Here is a 16,413-nt window from a genome sequence, read left to right on the forward strand (position 1 = left end):
ATTCTTATCTGTCTGTCGGAGCTGACCAAGGCGCTTGCGCTTTTCTAACAAGCTGATTCAAAAGTCTTCGCTTTTCATCCTGATGAAGGTCTGTTGCTTTAATTTTTTTCCGTTCATTAAAAAGATCTTCCAAGCGGTCAAAGAACGCGTCATCAAACTGATCAAAAAATTGCCCAGACAGATCTTTTGCAAGTGATGGACTTGCCCCATCCGTTGACACAGCAAGCGTTAACCTTCCACGCTGATGAAACGAAGGAACCTGGACATTTCCAAGCTCTGACTCACCAGCAAGATTGACAAGCTGATGTTCACCCGCCTCCCTTGCTACCCAGGCATTTACTTCCTTGCTGTCAGTTGCTGCAACAATTAAAAACGCATCCTTGAAATCTTCTTTATCTGCTTCTTTTTGTTTCCATTCAACTTGTGATTGAGCGTGGAGAAAGCTGATTGCATCAATCACATGCGGACTGATCACCTTTATTTTTGCACCCTGCTTTAAAAATACAGACAGTCTTCTATAAGCAATTTTTCCGCCTCCAATGATGACGACCAGGCGATTACTGACATCAATCATTAATGGCAGCATCGCATTTGTCTCCAAATCTGAAGGTATACATAGAATCATAATTATCAAGTGCAGACTGCACTCTCTCGGTAAAAACTTCTTCAACTTCAGAGTCGTAGCCTAAATACCGGCAAAGCTTGATTTTTTCATGGTCAAGCTTATTAACTTTTGTCTGAATTTCCCTCATAAGCAGCCCTGTAAATAATAAATAGGGCACTAGGTAAATCGTTTTTTCTTTGAGAAGTGAAAGATTTGAAAGCATCTCATCAAGACTCGGTTTAGCAGCAGTCAGAAAGCAAATTTCTACATTGCTGACACCGGATTCACTTTTGACTAGCCCGCTTATGGCAGTCAAATCTCGTACTACGGCGGGGTCTGAGCTGCCGCGGCCAATCAGGACAATGATTGAGTCAGGATCAGGCCTGCCTTGTTCATGCACTCTGTTCACGATGCTTATCGCCATCTTTTGGTGCACACCTATAGGCATACCATATGTAACGGCAACTTCCGGATAATTTTCTTGAGCCTTTTTCACTTCCAGAGGAATGTCCTCTTTTGCATGTACAGCAGTAAGCAATAACAGAGGAACAACAGCAACGTGTGTGGCGCCTTGTTTGATGCAAGAAGCGAACCCTTCTTCAATAGAAGGTTCAGCCAGCTCAAGAAAGCAGATTTCCTGAATATCGGCAAGAATATGCATCTGGGTTCTCTCGATAAAAGCAATAGCCTCATCACACGCTTCTTTCACACGGCTGCCATGGCACACATATAAAACGGCTTGTTTCATTTTATAACGCCTCGCTGATAGGAGCTGAAGTCTGTAATTTCTCTTCAAACCACTTAATTTTCTCGCGGTAGCGTACAACTTCTCCGATAATGATCATGCTTGGATTTTTTATATTCTGTTCACGGACAACTTCAAGGATATCCTCAAGTGTGCCTGTAACTGTTTTTTGAACTTCCGTGGTTCCCCAATGGACCAGAGCAACGGGTGTATCTTTGCTTTTCCCATTTTTCAGAAGCTGTTCCTGAATATATGGAAGGTTGCTGACGCCCATATAAATCGCTAATGTATCTATCCCTTTTGAGAGGCTTACCCACTTCTCGTCTTCTTTTGCATCATTTTTGTGATGTCCTGTGACAAAAGCGACGCTTGCACTTACATCCCTGTGTGTGACAGGAATTCCTGCATATGCAGCCGCTGCTATGCCCGAAGTGATGCCAGGGACGATTTCAAACGGAATCTTCTGCTTTGCAAGGGCTTCTGCTTCCTCAGCACCGCGTCCAAATACAAACGGATCTCCACCTTTTAAACGGGTTACGATCTTACCGCTTTTCGCATAACGGATTAAGAAGTGATGAATCGTTTCCTGCTTCATTAAATGATAGTCAGGAAGCTTGCCGCAATATATGAGATCTGCTTCCTTTTTGGCATAGGAAAGCAATTCTTTATTGACCAGGCGATCATACAAAATAACATCTGCCTTCTGGATGCATTTGATGGCTTTTAACGTGATCAGCTCAGGATCACCTGGGCCTGCTCCAACTAAATAGACCTTTCCCATGTTCTGACTCTCCTAACTAACATGCAATTGACCGCGTGTTCATTTGAGGACAATTACCTTAAATGATGTATTGCTATTCTTATAGAATAATATATCAATAAATTCAAACTTTTCGAGAGTTTTTTTCTTTAATCTTCAGTCCATAAAAGGAAACCTTTAGATTAAACCCTTTTCAATCAAGGCTTTCGTCAATTGTTTAACACATTCTTCTATTGAATATTTTTCTGTATCCAGGACAATTTCCGGATTCGCAGGCTCTTCGTATGGTGCGCTGATGCCTGTAAAATGTTTGATTTCTTCATTTCTCGCTTTTTTATAAAGTCCTTTGGGATCGCGTTTTTCGCATTCTTCAATCGAACATTTAATATAGACTTCGAGGAATTCATCCTTTTCAACCAATTCTCTGACAAGGTCACGATCAGCACGGTAAGGGGATATAAAAGCTGTTAAGACGATTTGTCCGCTCTCAACAAACAGTTTCGAAACCTCTCCTATCCGTCTGATATTTTCCTTGCGGCCGGTCTCATTAAAGCCAAGATCCTGATTGAGGCCATGCCTCACATTATCACCATCCAGGACAAACGCCTGAGCGCCGCGGTCAAATAAAGTCCGGGCAAAAGCGTTCGCAACAGAAGATTTACCGGATGCTGATAAACCTGTAAACCAGAGAATAAAGCTCTGGTGTTTATTTTTATCTCGTCTTTCTTGTTTTGAAATAGAGGATTCGTGCCATACAATATTGCTGCTCATCGATGTTTCTCCCTTCTTATGAAACGACTTCTTTTTTAAGTCCGTTTATTAAAACTTCAATGACTTCCGGGCGGCTGAAAGTGCTTGGAGGAACCTCGCCGTTCCTGAGCATTTGTCTAACCTTTGTTCCTGATAGAATAATATGTGCCGAGCTGTCGTGAGGACATGTTTTCGTTGTCGCCATTCCTTCGCATTTGCTGCAGTAGAAGCTGTGATCGAATTTCAGCGGCTTGATTCCAAGCTCCTGCTCCTCAAATTGATCAAAGATTTTCTGAGCATCATAGGTTCCGTAGTAATCACCTACACCTGCATGATCTCTGCCAACAATAAAATGGGTGCATCCGTAATTCTTCCGGACGATGGCATGGAAGATCGCTTCTCTTGGGCCTGCATATCTCATTGCTGCCGGAAAGACGCCGAGCTCAACCCGCTCTTCCGGATAGTAGTTTCTTAGAAGAACCTCATAGCTCTCCATTCTGATGGATGCTGAAATGTCATCAGATTTGGTTTCACCTACAAGCGGATTTAAGAATAATCCATCCACTGTTTCAAGGGCTGATTTCTGAATATATTCATGTGCTCTATGCACGGGGTTTCTTGTCTGGAATCCAACGACCGTTTTCCAGCCTTTGCTTTTAAAAATTTCACGCGTTTCAATTGGATCAAACGTGTATTGTTTAAATGGCTTTTCAGGTCTCTTTAAAAGAGTAATTTTGCCGCCTACATAGACGTCTTCCCGTTCGTGCATTTTTTTCACGCCCGGGTGAGCAATGTCTGCCGTTCCATATACATTTATGGCTTCAAGTGTTTTGTCAGGCTCATAAACATCTTCAACCTGTATCAGGCCATATACCTCGCCTTTGTAAAGCAGTCTCGCTTTTGCGCCGACTAGTAATCTCTCAGCCGTTTCCTTTGAAACAGGCAGTGTGATCGGTATGCTCCAGACAGTCCCTGAAGCAAGCCTCATATCATTTACGACCTGCTCATAATCTTTCTGTGAAAGAAATCCTTCAAGCGGGCTATATGCTCCAATTCCGATTAATTCCAAATCACTTAATGCCATTGCATCGATTTCAATTTCTGCAAAAATCTCCTGATATTTTTCCTCTGGGTTATACGCTTGTATTAGTAATCCTCCGTGCGGCTGTAAACTCATTTTCTTTTTTCCTCCTAAACATACCCTTTTAATTGGTTTTAAAGCTAAATGCCTCCGCCTTCTTCATGCACGGCCCGCTTTTCCTCTTTGATGGCCTTCATTAAGCTGAGGGCTCCTAAGGTTGCAAGCATGACACTGACTAGTACGACGATTGAATAAATGTCACTTTCTAAAAATAATTTGACTAAGAAATAAGAAATGGCCAGTGAAAACAGAGGTGAAACAATCCATATCCGGATAATCTTCTTCACGATATGCTTATGTAGAATTTCACTTCCGTTTTTCGCCATTCCAAGACCGATAATCGCTGATGAAGTAATCTGAGTAAGCGGAACCGGCAATCCGAAGATGGAACTGACAATGACGAGACCAGCACCGGTACCTGAGATTAAAATCCCTTCAGGCTTTGAATAGCTGGTAATCTTCTTTCCGTTTGTTTCAAGGACTTTTTTTCCGAGGAAAATGGATCCGAGCGCTACAAAAGCGCCTCCAATCCATATTCCATTTGAAACGGAAATCAAGCCTGCTCCCACTAATGGACCGACTGCATTGGCCACATTGTTCATACCTGCAGAGAAGGCTTCCAGAAATCCTGCAAAAATCAGAATGACGGTTAGCCAGGGACGATCTTGCAAAATCCCTTTATTCTGCAGCGTATATAGCCCTTTGCCGAATATCCAGGCTAAACTGAAAGCTGCAACAGGAACGATTACCCAAAACAGCATAATAACAAGCAATGAATTGACAAACAGCACTTGATACGCAATCCCTACTCCTACTACAGAACCAACTGTAACCTCGCTCGTAGAAAGCGGAATGCCAAGCAAGTTAGCAACAAACAGGGAGCTTGTAGCGGAAATAATGATGATCAGCACAATTTTCACGTTAATAATATCCTGCGGGATAATGCCGGCGCTGATCGTCTTTACAACTTCTCCGCCTCCGAGCACCGCTCCTGCAAACACCCCTGCGGCACATATTAAGAGGGCATGCCGCGCTTTTGGGACTGCACCTGACCCATAAGCCACACCCATTGAGGCAGCAGCACCGCTTGCCCCTATATTCATTGCAAAAAAGAAACTGATGGCGAGAGCCGCTAATTCAAGCACCGCGCCTGCTCCTTATCCATGTAATCCGCATTCTGTTTTACCCTGCCCGCTCCATCTTCCGGAACGCAAATCATCGGCATTAAATGCAGGTGCGGTGCAGTGAGAGCAGCCAATGCTAGGATAGCCCCTGTCATGCAGGGGGTTATATGGCAAATCGTTTTTGTGTACGTACCGCCACACATCTTTCCAAGTCCAGTGAATCAGCGGACATATTTTTACCGACTGAAATTTATCATCGCGGTTAATGAATTGAACATGTTTCCTTGTTTCTGACTGCTCTCTGCGCAGCCCTGAGATCCAGGCTTCAGATTCCGATAACGTCTCGTTAAGAGGCTGAAGCTTTCTGATTTGGCAGCATTTATTTGGATTTGTTTCCCAAAGCTTATCGCCGTATTCTGCTGCCTGCTCATCAAGTGTGAGAGCCGGTTTCTTCATCACGATATTCAGCTGCGGATATTTTTCCCGCACCCGGTCAATCGTTTCATAGGTTTCTTTAAAATGTACGTCCGTATCAAGAAAAACGATCGTTGCATCCGGCTCTACTTTTGAAATTAAATCAACAAGCACCATGCCTTCTATTCCAAAGCTGCATGCATATACAATCTCTTTGCCGTAATGACCATAACTCCACTTTAAAACGTTTAATGCGCCTTTATAAGTGTCATCAACTTCAAAATCGGCGGCTGGCTCCTGCCAGGTTTCATACGTAAGCATATTTATTCTTCCCCTCTATCAGCCAGGTCCCGTTAAAAAAAGACATTTTAACAGAATGACGGAACCCGTTCAGTGTTAAAATGCCTCTAGTTTTTCTAGTCAGCATATTATTTAATTCTTACTTTTTCATTCTTCTCAAGCTGAATCACTTTGCCGTCCTGAACAACCAATGTGACAGAACCATAATTCATCGTTTTCAGCATTTCCCGCAATCTTTCGATGACGATTTCAAGATGTTCTTCCTTTCCCACTGCAGTCCCCCATTTCATTTCTTATCCGCTCTTTCTTTCTGAGAAATTTACCGCAAATTGAGAAAGAAAAAAGCCTTCCAATTTGAAAGACTGTTCAGGTAGATGTACCTTATCTTTCAAAATGGGTTTACATTTTGCTGGATTTAGCACCTTGCAGAACGCAGGTTGCCGGGCTTCGCAGGGCCAGATCCCTTCGCCTCTCTTGATAAGTTTATTATATTTTTCTAAATTTTATCACAATTAGTCATTCTGTCAACCCTAGTTTTTCGATCGGAATTAAAAAATTTATTTAAAAGGCTAAATTTAGTGCTAAACTTTCAAATCGGGAATAAGGTTTTATCGATAAAAAATTACTGTCCGAGAGGTGAAACCTATCCTAATTCCAGCCATAATGACCATTTTCACTTTCCTTATAGGCGGATTTTCATTAGCTTATGCCGTCGTAACGCTTGATGATCATCATATTTTCCGAAATATAAAAAAAGAACAAGCAGGCCTTTTTGGGGCATTTGGCTGGATCGGTCATGCAAGCTTTGGTATTTGCAAAAGGTTCCTTCCAGAAGCATGGCAGATTAAATTGTTTCGAACAGGTTATCTTCTAATAAGCCTTGTTTCTTTTCTAAGTTCATTTTTGATTTGGCAATAAAAAAGCAAAGTCAAAAACGACTTTGCTTTCTTGCCTTTTAAACAGTCAACCATGCTTCATTTGCAGGATTTTCGCGCCATTTTATCAGCTTTTCAAGATCTTTTTTTTCAATTGCTCCCTTTTTCAGAGCTACATCAATCAATGAAGAATAATCGGTTAGGGAAACAGCATGTATTCCGGCATCTTCGAGCATCTCTGCGCCTTTTTGCAGTTCATATGTGAAGATGGAGACAACTCCAATCACTTCACAGCCTGCCTCTCTAAGCGCCTGAACAGCCGTAATAACGCTTCCTCCTGTTGAGATTAAATCTTCAACAACTACTACTTTTTGACCCTCATGCACTTTACCTTCTATTTGATTGCCTTTTCCATGGCCTTTCGGCTTGCTTCTGACGTAGCACATTGGCAAATTAAGCAGATCGCTCACCCATGCAGCATGCGGGATACCCGCTGTTGCGGTTCCTGCAATCATTTCAGCCTGGGGATACTCTTCCCTGATTAGCTTAGTTAAGCCCTCTGCAATGTCTTTTCTGACTTCAGGATAGGATAATGTCAGGCGATTGTCGCAATAGATTGGCGACTTTAGGCCGCTTGACCATGTAAATGGCTCATTTGGACTTAAAAAAACGGCTTCAATTTTTAGCAGCTGCTCAGCAATTTGATGTTTCATACAGGCAGACCCTCCCATGCGTTTTTCATTTGTAAGTATGCAGTCAGCGGATCATTTGCTTTAGTTATGCTTCTTCCGACAACAATGGCTGTTGATCCCAGTTCTCTTGCCTTCTCAGGCGTCGCCACTCTCACTTGATCATTCAGTGAGTCTTCAGCGAGTCGGATTCCAGGCGTAATGGTATGGAAAGAACGGTTCAAATGCTTATATATTTCAGGTACTTCAAGCGAAGAGCAGACAATGCCATCAAGTCCGCTTTCATTTGCCAGTTTGGCATAGTGAAGGACTGTTTCGTTCAGGCCTTTTCGTATGAGAAGTTCATGATTAAGCATGGCCTCAGATGTGCTAGTCAATTGAGTGACAGCAATGCAGTCAGGCCTTTTTGACCCTGTCCGCGTTCCTGCTTCCAATCCTTCCATCGCAGCCTGCATCATCGCACTTCCGCCCGCAGCATGAACATTAACCAGGTCCACTTCAAGCTTTGCCAGTCCTTTCATGGCCTGCTTGACTGTCTGAGGAATATCATGGAGCTTCAAATCAAGAAAAATGTCATGCCCCGCTGATTTAAGCTGATGAATAATCGAAGGACCTTCCTGATAAAATAGCTCCATTCCCACTTTCACATAAAGCTTTTGTTCAGGCAGCTTTTTTAAAAATCCGTCCACTTCTTTCCCATTTGGAAAATCAAGCGCGATGATAAGCGGTCTTCCGTTCATTCTTCCAGCTCCTTCCGATGCATTCTGAAATATGATCAAAGCCATATTCTTTTAATGTTTGCGGCAATTGTTCAATGATCTCCGGACATACATACGGATTCACAAAATTTGCCGTTCCGACAGCGACTGCACTTGCACCTGCATACATAAATTCAATCACGTCTTCTGCTGTCTGCACGCCTCCCATGCCGATAATCGGAATGGAAACAGCCTGGCTTACTTCATACACCATTCTGATTGCGACAGGCTTAATTGCAGGACCTGATAATCCGCCAGAGCGGTTAGCGAGAATTGGTTTAGCCGTTCTCATGTTCAGCCTCATGCCAAGCAGCGTATTGATCATGGTTAAACCATCAGCACCGGCGTTTTCAATGGCTTTGGCGATATCTACAATGTTGCTTACATTTGGCGAAAGCTTCACATAAACAGGCACTTCTGATACTTCCTTTACTGCCCTTGTCAAAGAGGCGGCGATCTCAGGGTCCGTTCCAAATGCAATCCCCCCCGTTTTTACATTCGGGCAGGAGATATTCAGTTCAATCGCACGGACATTTTTTGCCCTGCTGATTTCTCTTGCTACTTCAACATAATCCTCCTGTGCGGAGCCAGCTACATTCGCAATGATCGGCACGTCATATGACTCCAGCCAGGGAAGCTCATTTTCGAGCACTCCTTTTAAGCCTGGATTTTGAAGACCTATGGCATTAAGCATGCCTGCTTCTGTCTCCGCTACTCTTGGCGTCGGGTTGCCAAATCGCGCTTCTGCCGTAGCAGCTTTAATCATAATCGCACCAAGACTGCTTAAATCGTACAGGTTTGCAAATTCTTTTCCGAAGCCAAAGCAGCCTGAGGCCGGCATTACAGGATTTTTCAGAGATAGTCCGGGCAATTCGAAGTTCAGCATGATAAAAGCACCTCCCCGGCTTTAAATACTGGTCCGTCGCTGCACACTTTTTTATAAGAAGTGCCAGCAGGATCATCAGCTGTATGACAAACACATGCGAAGCAAGCACCAATTCCGCAGCCCATCCGTTCTTCGAGTGACAGAAAGACCGGCTTTTCGGGGAAGAGTTTTTCAATGTTTGCGAGCATAGGAGTAGGTCCGCAGGAAAACAGCGCATCAAAGGTGAGCTCATACTCTTTAATCAAATCGGTGACGAACCCCTTTTTTCCATGAGACCCGTCTACAGTTGTGACATAGGTATCTCCAAGTTTTTGAAACTCTTTTTCATAGAATACATGCTCTTTTGATTGAAAGCCCAGAACATGTTTAACGGTAACCCCTTTTTTAACCAGGCGTCTTGATAGTTCATATAAAGGAGGCACTCCGATCCCGCCGCCGACAAGAAGCGCCGTATCACCTTTATCCAGCTGATCCGGATCGAATCCATTGCCGAGAGGTCCGAGCACATCAACAAGCTCGCCATTTTTTCTTGCAGAAAGGAGCTTCGTGCCTGCTCCCTCTGCTCTGTATATCATGGTGAATTCCTGATTCTCTTTATCTATTTTCGCTATGCTGATCGGTCTTCTTAATAGCGGTGAGGCTGTCTCTGAAACTTTCACATGTACAAACTGCCCTGGCTGATTCATGTGATCGGTTAAATTGCCTTTTAATGTGATTTCGTATATACCTGCTGCCAATTCCTTGTGATCTGCAATCGTCATCCATTCTTTTTGTATCAAGCGTATGTCACCTCTTTGCTGTTTGCGCGCTTTGGCATTTCGTCTGTTGAGAAGGTCATGGACTCGAGCACTCTCAATATTGCTTTTGCCGTATCAAGTGATGTTAAGCATGGAATGCCGTTTTCTACAGATTCGCGGCGGATACGGAATCCATCCCGCTGCGGCTGTTTTCCTTTTGTCAGTGTATTAATGACAAACTGTGCTTCGCTCGTGCGGATGATATCAAGCATGTTTGGAGCCTCGCTGCCGATTTTATTAACAATCTTTGCTGTTACTCCATTGGCATGAAGGTATTCAGCCGTTCCGCTTGTCGCCATGATCTGATAGCCGATGGCGCTGAAGCGTCTTGCAACTTCCAGGCCTTCTTCTTTATCTTTATCTGCAATCGTCAGCAGTACCTGTCCGAAATTCTGAACCTTCATTCCAGATGCGATCAGTCCTTTATACAGAGCTTTTTCAAGCGTTGTATCCTTGCCCATGACTTCTCCAGTAGATTTCATTTCAGGGCCGAGTGTAATATCCACTCTGCGCAGCTTTTCGAAGGAGAATACCGGAACTTTCACATAGACGCCTTCTCTCTCAGTCTGAATGCCTGTTTCATAGCCGAGCTCATTAAGTGTTTTTCCTAAAATTACCTTTGTTGCGAGATTCGCCATTGGAACACCCGTAATCTTGCTTAAGAATGGCACTGTCCGGCTTGATCTTGGGTTTACCTCAAGCACATAAACTTCATTTTTGTATATAACAAACTGGATATTCAGCAAGCCTTTTATGTTTAATCCTTTAGCGAGAGCGATTGTTCTTTCTATAATCGTTTCCTTTATTTCTGCAGACAGAGTTTGCGGAGGATAGACGGCAATTGAGTCGCCTGAGTGAACGCCAGCACGCTCGATGTGTTCCATAATTCCTGGTATAAAGACCGTTTCGCCGTCTGAAATCGCGTCTACTTCGATTTCTTTTCCTGTTAAATATTTGTCAATGAGAACCGGATGCTGCGGATTTACTTTTACCGCATTTTTCATATAATGCAGCAGATCCTTTTCTTCATAAACAATTTCCATTGCCCGGCCGCCGAGAACATATGATGGTCTGACTAGTACAGGGTAGCGGATCTCTGATGCAATTTTAACTGCCTCTTCAACAGAAGTCGCTGTTTTACCAAGCGGCTGAGGGATGTTAAGCTTGCCTAATGTGTACTCAAACTTATCTCTGTTTTCAGCCCGGTCCAAGTCTTCAAGGGATGTACCAAGGATTTGCACACCTCTCGCTTCAAGCTCTTCTGCAAGATTAATAGCAGTCTGACCTCCAAATTGAACGACTACGCCGCGCGGTTTTTCAAGTTCTACAATATGCATGACATCTTCTACAGTAAGCGGTTCAAAGTAAAGCTTATCTGAGATGCTGAAGTCTGTAGAGACCGTCTCAGGATTATTGTTGATAATGATCGCCTCATACCCGGCCTCTTTGATGGCCCATACGGAATGAACGGTTGCATAATCAAATTCCACACCCTGACCGATGCGGATTGGTCCTGAACCAAGGACGATCACACTTTCTTTCTCTGTCACAGCTGATTCATTTTCATCTTCGTACGTGCCGTAGAAATAAGGTGTTTCTGATTCAAACTCCGCTGCACATGTATCAACTGTTTTGAAAACCGGGAAGAGATTAATCTGTTTTCTGTAATCATAGACTTCACGTTCTGTCATGTTCCAGAGCCTTGCGACTGCAATATCAGAGAAGCCCATTTTCTTAGCTTGTTTAAGGACATCCGCATCAAGCTTTGCTTCTTTCAGCACATTTTCAAACTTGATGATTTTTTCTATTTTTACTAAGAAGAAGAGATCGATGGCACTCCACTCATGAATCGTTTCAATGGATACCCCTCTTCTGATCGCTTCAGAGAGATAAAACAAACGTTCGTCTCCTGCTTTGCGGATTCTCTTTTCGATTAGTTCGTTGCTGAATTCATCTGCATTCTTAAGATCAAGATGATATTCATCTGATTCAAGTGAGCGTACCGCTTTCAGCAATGATTCTTCAAACGTTCTGCCGATCGCCATTACTTCTCCGGTCGCCTTCATTTGAGTGCCGAGTCTCCGGTTTGCTGATTCAAACTTGTCAAAAGGCCATCTCGGAATTTTCGTTACGATATAGTCAAGTGCAGGTTCAAAGCAGGCATATGTTTTACCGGTAACCGGATTCATCATTTCGTCAAGCGTCAGACCGACAGCAATCTTTGCTGCAAGCTTTGCAATTGGATAGCCAGTTGCTTTTGAAGCAAGAGCTGATGACCTGCTGACACGCGGATTCACTTCAATGATGTAGTATTGAAAGCTGTTTGGATCGAGAGCAAGCTGAACGTTGCAGCCGCCTTCGATTTGCAGGGCACGGATGATTTTAAGCGAAACGTTGCGAAGCATTTGATATTCGCGGTCGCTTAAAGTCTGACTTGGTGCAACTACGATTGAGTCACCTGTGTGAATGCCTACAGGATCGATATTTTCCATGTTGCAGACCACAATCGCACTGTCATTTTTATCGCGCATCACTTCATATTCAATCTCTTTGTAGCCCGCAATGCTTTTTTCTAGAAGGCATTGAGTCACTGGACTGTACTTTAATCCGCTCGTTACGATCTCAATCAGTTCTTCTTCGTTCGAACAGATGCCTCCTCCTGTTCCGCCAAGCGTGTAGGCTGGCCTTACGATAACGGGATAGCCTACTTTATCTACAAAAGCGAACGCTTCTTGAAGGTTATGAACTATGTCACTTTCAGGCACTGGTTCGCCAAGCTCATTCATTAATTGGCGGAACAGATCCCGGTCTTCCGCTTGTTGAATCGCGCTGAGCTTTGTCCCTAAGATTTCAACATTGCACTCTTCAAGCACCCCAGCATTTGCAAGCTCCACTGCCATATTTAATCCTGTTTGTCCGCCAAGTGTCGGGAGAAGGGCATCAGGACGTTCTTTTCTGATGATTTTTGTTAAAAATTCCACTGTTAATGGTTCAATGTAGACTTTATCCGCCATCTCGGTGTCCGTCATGATCGTTGCCGGATTGGAATTTACAAGTATGACCTCATAACCTTCTTCTTTTAAAGCAAGGCAGGCCTGTGTACCGGCATAATCAAACTCTGCTGCCTGGCCAATAATAATCGGACCTGAACCTATTACTAGGATTTTTTTTATATCTACGCGTTTTGGCATACTTTGATCCCTTCTTTCTTGTGAGTTTCAATCATGTCGATAAATTGATCAAAAAGTCCGTTTGCATCTTCCGGTCCTGGTGATGCTTCCGGGTGATACTGAACTGTAAATGCAGGAAGTTCTTTATGTTTAAGGCCTTCTACTGACCCATCATTCAGCGCAATGTGTGTTACTTCAAGATCAGTTGAGTCAACCGAGTCAAGTGTAACGGTGTAGCCGTGATTTTGAGAGGTTATCGCAATTTTTCCTGTTGATAAATCTTTAACAGGATGATTTGAGCCGCGATGTCCGAATTTCATTTTTTCAGTGTTTGCTCCTCCTGCCAGCGCGAAAAGCTGGTGGCCAAGGCAAATTCCGAATAGCGGAATTTTACCGAGCACTCCGTTGATCATTTCAAGTGCATGCGGCACATCTTTTGGATCCCCAGGTCCATTTGAAAGCATAATGCCGTCTGGATTTAATTGAAGAATTTCTTCTGCTGTAGTTGTGTGAGGAACAACGACGACGTCACAATCGCGCTTGTTGAGCTCGCGCAAAATGCCATGCTTCATTCCAAAATCCACTAATGCTACTCTGCAGCCGCGTCCAGGACTCGGATAAGATGTTTTTGTTGAAACAGTTTCAACTTGATTTGTTGGAAGGTTTGCCGCTCTTAATTTTGCAAGCACCGCCTCCGTATCTGCTTTCTCTGAGCAAAATGCCCCTTTCAAGGTGCCATATGTCCGGATAATCCTTGTCAGTTTGCGAGTATCAATTCCTGCTAATCCAGGTATCTTTTTGAGCTTAAAATACTCATCAAGCGAATACTCGCTTCTGAAGTTTGATGGCACTTCACATAATTCTTTTACGATAAAACCGTTTATGAAAGGCGAGATGGTTTCAAAATCATCTCGGTTAATTCCATAGTTTCCGATAAGCGGATAAGTAAGTGTGACAATTTGTCCACAATAGGATGGGTCAGATAAAATTTCCTGATAGCCTGTCATTCCTGTGTGAAAAACGATTTCTCCAATCGTATCTTCTTCGCTTCCAAATCCTTGTCCTGTGAATATCGTTCCGTCTTCGAGAATTAGATGTCTGATCATGCGTTTACTCTCTCCCTTTCCCAAACTAGCTGTCCTTGTGCGATTGTTGCAATTGGCCATCCCTTGCATTTCCATCCTCCAAACGGAGTGTTTTTACCTTTTGAAAGGAATGTTTCGGGATCAATTTCCTTCTCTTCTTCCAAATCAATAATTGTAAGATCTGCCGGACTTCCAACTTCCAATTTCCCATATGGAAGGTTAAAAGCTTCACAAGGCTTACTTGTCAAATAATCGATAAGCTGCTTCAGTGACCATTCGTTTGTCTCTACAAAGCGTGTATAAAGCAGCGGGAATGCCGTTTCCAAACCGACAATTCCAAATGGCGCAAGCTGAATCGTTTCTGCTTTTTCCTCTTCTGTATGCGGAGCGTGATCTGTTGCGATAAAATCGATGGTTCCGTCCAGCAATGCTTCAATTAAAGCCTGGCGGTCATCCCTTCCGCGAAGCGGCGGATTCATTTTGTAGTTCGTATCAAGTTCAGGAATATCACTGTCGCTTAAGAGAAGATGGTGAGGAGTTACTTCAGCCGTAACGTTTATGCCTGCCTTCTTTGCATCTCTTACAACTCTTACAGATTCCTTTGTACTGATGTGACAGACGTGGTAATGGCAGTCTGCTGCTTCTGCAAGCAAAACATCCCTTGCAATCTGTACAGCCTCGCATACAGAAGGAATGCCGTTAATGCCATGTTTTTTTGCGAATTCCCCGTCATGCAAAGCTCCCTTATAAATCAGCGAGTTATCTTCACAGTGAGCAACAATGCTCGCTCCAAGCCCCGCTGCTTTTTTCATTGCTTCAAACATCATTCCGGCTGATTGGACCCCTACGCCGTCATCTGTAAAAGCAAAGGCGCCTGCCTGTTTTAAGCCATCAAAGTCTGTCAGCTCTTTTCCAGCCTGGCGTGCAGTAATAGAGGCATATGGCAAAACACGGACCGAAGCGGTTTCTTTTATGCGATTCTGCAGCCATTCCATTTGCTCGGGCTGGTCCGGCACCGGTTTTGTATTAGGCATCGCAGCAACAGTTGTGAAACCTCCTGCAGCAGCTGCTTTTGTGCCTGTTTCGATTGTTTCCTTATGCTCTCCTCCTGGTTCTCTTAGATGAATGTGTAAATCGACGAAGCCAGGAGAAACAAGATTTCCTCTTGCATCAATGATCTGTGCCGTTTCATGCTTGATATTCTCTTCTATTTTAGTAATGATTCCATCCTGAATCAGAATATCTGCTCTTTTTTCTGCACCGCTGTTATCTAAAATACGTCCATTTTTAATGATAAAATGCATAAGTATTTTCCTCCTCTGTTAATTTGGCACTCGCTAATGCCCGTTTCAGCACGGCCATTCTGACAAAAACGCCATTTTCCATTTGCTTAAAGATCCTTGATTTTCTGCTTTCAACAAGCTCGGTTGCAATTTCAACTCCGCGATTAACCGGTGCAGGGTGCATGATGATGGCATTCGGCTTCATGGCATTTTCTCTTTCTAAAGTTAAACCAAACCTGCGATGATAGTCCGTAAGCCCCTCATTTTCACCTTGGTGCCTCTCATGCTGAATTCTAAGCAGCATCACTACATCTGATGTCTTTATGGCTTCATCTGTCGTTACATACTGACCAAATTTATTGAAAGGATCTCTCCATTCCTCAGGTCCTGAAAGTAAAACGTTTGCTCCGAGCCGCTTCAGCACTTCTGCATTTGACCGTGCTACACGGCTATGTTTGATATCTCCATGGATGGAGATCGTCAGGCCTTCAAATTGTTTAAATTCCTGCTGAATTGTCAGAAGATCCAGCAGAGACTGTGTCGGGTGATGGCCGCATCCGTCTCCGGCATTCAAAATCGGAATGCTGATATTATCTTGCAATTCTGTAAAGTACTCATCATCTGGATGTCTGATGACTACTGCGTCCGCACCAATTGCCTCAAGCGTCCGGACAGTATCATACAACGTTTCTCCTTTTTGAACACTTGAGTGCGACGCGTCAAAATTGAGTACGTTCAGACCCAGTCTTTTTTCCGCTACTTCAAAACTGAATCTTGTTCGTGTGCTTGGTTCAAAAAACAGATTAGCAACAAATTTCGGTGTCTCCTGCAGCAAGGACTTTCCTGTTTTAAATCGTTCTGCATCTTTTAATATCCTCATAATTTCATCTGCAGGTAAATCATTCATTCTCAATAAGTGCCTCAAAGTCATCTCTCCCCATCTTTTTTTTGCAAAAAAACACCCTGATCAGAGATTCAGGGTGTGAGGAAGCATGACAAATCATCAAGCTGATCTGCCAATGCCTATCCACC

At 43.5% G+C, this 16,413-nt stretch carries 16 protein-coding genes and 1 riboswitch; all 16 genes read right to left on the minus strand.

Going from position 1 to position 16,413, the window contains the following annotated elements; genetic code table 11:
- Nucleotides 1-4 precede the first annotated feature (4 nt).
- The 16 genes from QFZ72_RS18350 to QFZ72_RS18425 all read right to left on the minus strand — a co-directional run bounded on the left by QFZ72_RS18350 (nt 5) and on the right by QFZ72_RS18425 (nt 16,306).
- Nucleotides 5-586 (minus strand): NAD(P)-dependent oxidoreductase, encoded by a 582-nt coding sequence (locus QFZ72_RS18350; RefSeq protein WP_307436093.1) that lies wholly within the window; start codon nt 584-586, stop codon nt 5-7.
- Nucleotides 567-1,352 (minus strand): sirohydrochlorin chelatase, encoded by a 786-nt coding sequence (locus QFZ72_RS18355; protein ID WP_307436097.1) that lies wholly within the window; start codon nt 1,350-1,352, stop codon nt 567-569. The genes QFZ72_RS18350 and QFZ72_RS18355 overlap by 20 nt, the downstream gene beginning before the upstream one ends.
- A 1-nt stretch (nt 1,353) precedes the next feature.
- The gene (gene cobA / locus QFZ72_RS18360) at nt 1,354-2,130 is read right to left on the minus strand and encodes a uroporphyrinogen-III C-methyltransferase (protein WP_307436101.1); all 777 of its coding nucleotides are present in this window, start codon (nt 2,128-2,130) and stop codon (nt 1,354-1,356) included.
- A 156-nt stretch (nt 2,131-2,286) separates the two neighbouring features.
- Nucleotides 2,287-2,880 carry an adenylyl-sulfate kinase gene (gene cysC, locus QFZ72_RS18365; RefSeq protein WP_307435097.1) on the minus strand — a complete coding sequence of 198 codons (594 nt, stop codon included), beginning with the start codon at nt 2,878-2,880 and terminating at the stop codon, nt 2,287-2,289.
- A 16-nt stretch (nt 2,881-2,896) separates the two neighbouring features.
- On the minus strand, nt 2,897-4,036 hold the full coding sequence (gene sat / locus QFZ72_RS18370; RefSeq protein ID WP_307436104.1) for a sulfate adenylyltransferase: 1,140 nt from the start codon (nt 4,034-4,036) through the stop codon (nt 2,897-2,899).
- Between the two features lie 44 nt (nt 4,037-4,080).
- Nucleotides 4,081-5,103 carry a sulfate permease gene (locus QFZ72_RS18375; protein WP_307439847.1) on the minus strand — a complete coding sequence of 341 codons (1,023 nt, stop codon included), beginning with the start codon at nt 5,101-5,103 and terminating at the stop codon, nt 4,081-4,083.
- Nucleotides 5,104-5,157: 54 nt separating this feature from the next.
- Nucleotides 5,158-5,859, minus strand: a complete 702-nt coding sequence (locus tag QFZ72_RS18380) for a phosphoadenylyl-sulfate reductase (RefSeq protein WP_307436107.1) — start codon at nt 5,857-5,859, stop codon at nt 5,158-5,160.
- 107 nt (nt 5,860-5,966) lie between these two features.
- Nucleotides 5,967-6,110 (minus strand): YezD family protein, encoded by a 144-nt coding sequence (locus QFZ72_RS18385; RefSeq protein WP_223442170.1) that lies wholly within the window; start codon nt 6,108-6,110, stop codon nt 5,967-5,969.
- A gap of 106 nt (nt 6,111-6,216) precedes the next feature.
- Nucleotides 6,217-6,322: riboswitch (SAM riboswitch) on the minus strand.
- 471 nt (nt 6,323-6,793) lie between these two features.
- The gene (pyrE, locus tag QFZ72_RS18390; RefSeq protein WP_307436112.1) at nt 6,794-7,426 is read right to left on the minus strand and encodes an orotate phosphoribosyltransferase; all 633 of its coding nucleotides are present in this window, start codon (nt 7,424-7,426) and stop codon (nt 6,794-6,796) included.
- Nucleotides 7,423-8,142: an orotidine-5'-phosphate decarboxylase gene (gene pyrF / locus QFZ72_RS18395; RefSeq protein ID WP_307436115.1), complete on the minus strand. Its 720-nt coding sequence runs from the start codon at nt 8,140-8,142 to the stop codon at nt 7,423-7,425. The genes pyrE and pyrF overlap by 4 nt, the downstream gene beginning before the upstream one ends.
- Entirely contained in the window at nt 8,111-9,046 is a 936-nt protein-coding gene (locus QFZ72_RS18400; RefSeq protein ID WP_307436119.1) for a dihydroorotate dehydrogenase, read from the minus strand. The genes pyrF and QFZ72_RS18400 overlap by 32 nt, the downstream gene beginning before the upstream one ends.
- Nucleotides 9,040-9,825 (minus strand): dihydroorotate dehydrogenase electron transfer subunit, encoded by a 786-nt coding sequence (locus QFZ72_RS18405; protein ID WP_307436121.1) that lies wholly within the window; start codon nt 9,823-9,825, stop codon nt 9,040-9,042. The genes QFZ72_RS18400 and QFZ72_RS18405 overlap by 7 nt, the downstream gene beginning before the upstream one ends.
- On the minus strand, nt 9,822-13,034 hold the full coding sequence (gene carB, locus QFZ72_RS18410) for a carbamoyl-phosphate synthase large subunit (RefSeq protein ID WP_307436124.1): 3,213 nt from the start codon (nt 13,032-13,034) through the stop codon (nt 9,822-9,824). Before carB ends, QFZ72_RS18405 begins: the two co-directional genes overlap by 4 nt.
- A complete protein-coding gene (locus QFZ72_RS18415) occupies nt 13,019-14,119 on the minus strand; it encodes a carbamoyl phosphate synthase small subunit (RefSeq protein WP_307436126.1) in 1,101 nt (366 codons plus the stop codon). Before QFZ72_RS18415 ends, carB begins: the two co-directional genes overlap by 16 nt.
- Entirely contained in the window at nt 14,116-15,402 is a 1,287-nt protein-coding gene (locus tag QFZ72_RS18420) for a dihydroorotase (protein WP_307436130.1), read from the minus strand. The genes QFZ72_RS18415 and QFZ72_RS18420 overlap by 4 nt, the downstream gene beginning before the upstream one ends.
- Complete coding sequence (locus QFZ72_RS18425; protein ID WP_307436132.1) at nt 15,386-16,306, minus strand: aspartate carbamoyltransferase catalytic subunit; 921 nt, start codon at nt 16,304-16,306, stop codon at nt 15,386-15,388. Before QFZ72_RS18425 ends, QFZ72_RS18420 begins: the two co-directional genes overlap by 17 nt.
- Nucleotides 16,307-16,413 lie beyond the last annotated feature (107 nt).

The organism is Bacillus sp. V2I10 (genome assembly GCF_030817055.1).
Taxonomy (GTDB): Bacteria; Bacillota; Bacilli; order Bacillales; family Bacillaceae; genus Bacillus_P.

Excerpts from the sequence above, each read along its gene's own strand:
- QFZ72_RS18350 (WP_307436093.1), bottom strand. The coding sequence starts at position 586 with ATGCTGCCATTAATGATTGATGTCAGTAATCGCCTGGTCGTCATCATT.
- QFZ72_RS18355 (WP_307436097.1), bottom strand. The coding sequence starts at position 1,352 with ATGAAACAAGCCGTTTTATATGTGTGCCATGGCAGCCGTGTGAAAGAA.
- cobA (WP_307436101.1), bottom strand. The coding sequence starts at position 2,130 with ATGGGAAAGGTCTATTTAGTTGGAGCAGGCCCAGGTGATCCTGAGCTG.
- cysC (WP_307435097.1), bottom strand. The coding sequence starts at position 2,880 with ATGAGCAGCAATATTGTATGGCACGAATCCTCTATTTCAAAACAAGAA.
- sat (WP_307436104.1), bottom strand. The coding sequence starts at position 4,036 with ATGAGTTTACAGCCGCACGGAGGATTACTAATACAAGCGTATAACCCA.
- QFZ72_RS18375 (WP_307439847.1), bottom strand. The coding sequence starts at position 5,103 with ATGAATATAGGGGCAAGCGGTGCTGCTGCCTCAATGGGTGTGGCTTAT.
- QFZ72_RS18380 (WP_307436107.1), bottom strand. The coding sequence starts at position 5,859 with ATGCTTACGTATGAAACCTGGCAGGAGCCAGCCGCCGATTTTGAAGTT.
- pyrE (WP_307436112.1), bottom strand. The coding sequence starts at position 7,426 with ATGAAACATCAAATTGCTGAGCAGCTGCTAAAAATTGAAGCCGTTTTT.
- pyrF (WP_307436115.1), bottom strand. The coding sequence starts at position 8,142 with ATGAACGGAAGACCGCTTATCATCGCGCTTGATTTTCCAAATGGGAAA.
- QFZ72_RS18400 (WP_307436119.1), bottom strand. The coding sequence starts at position 9,046 with ATGCTGAACTTCGAATTGCCCGGACTATCTCTGAAAAATCCTGTAATG.
- carB (WP_307436124.1), bottom strand. The coding sequence starts at position 13,034 with ATGCCAAAACGCGTAGATATAAAAAAAATCCTAGTAATAGGTTCAGGT.
- QFZ72_RS18415 (WP_307436126.1), bottom strand. The coding sequence starts at position 14,119 with ATGATCAGACATCTAATTCTCGAAGACGGAACGATATTCACAGGACAA.
- QFZ72_RS18420 (WP_307436130.1), bottom strand. The coding sequence starts at position 15,402 with ATGCATTTTATCATTAAAAATGGACGTATTTTAGATAACAGCGGTGCA.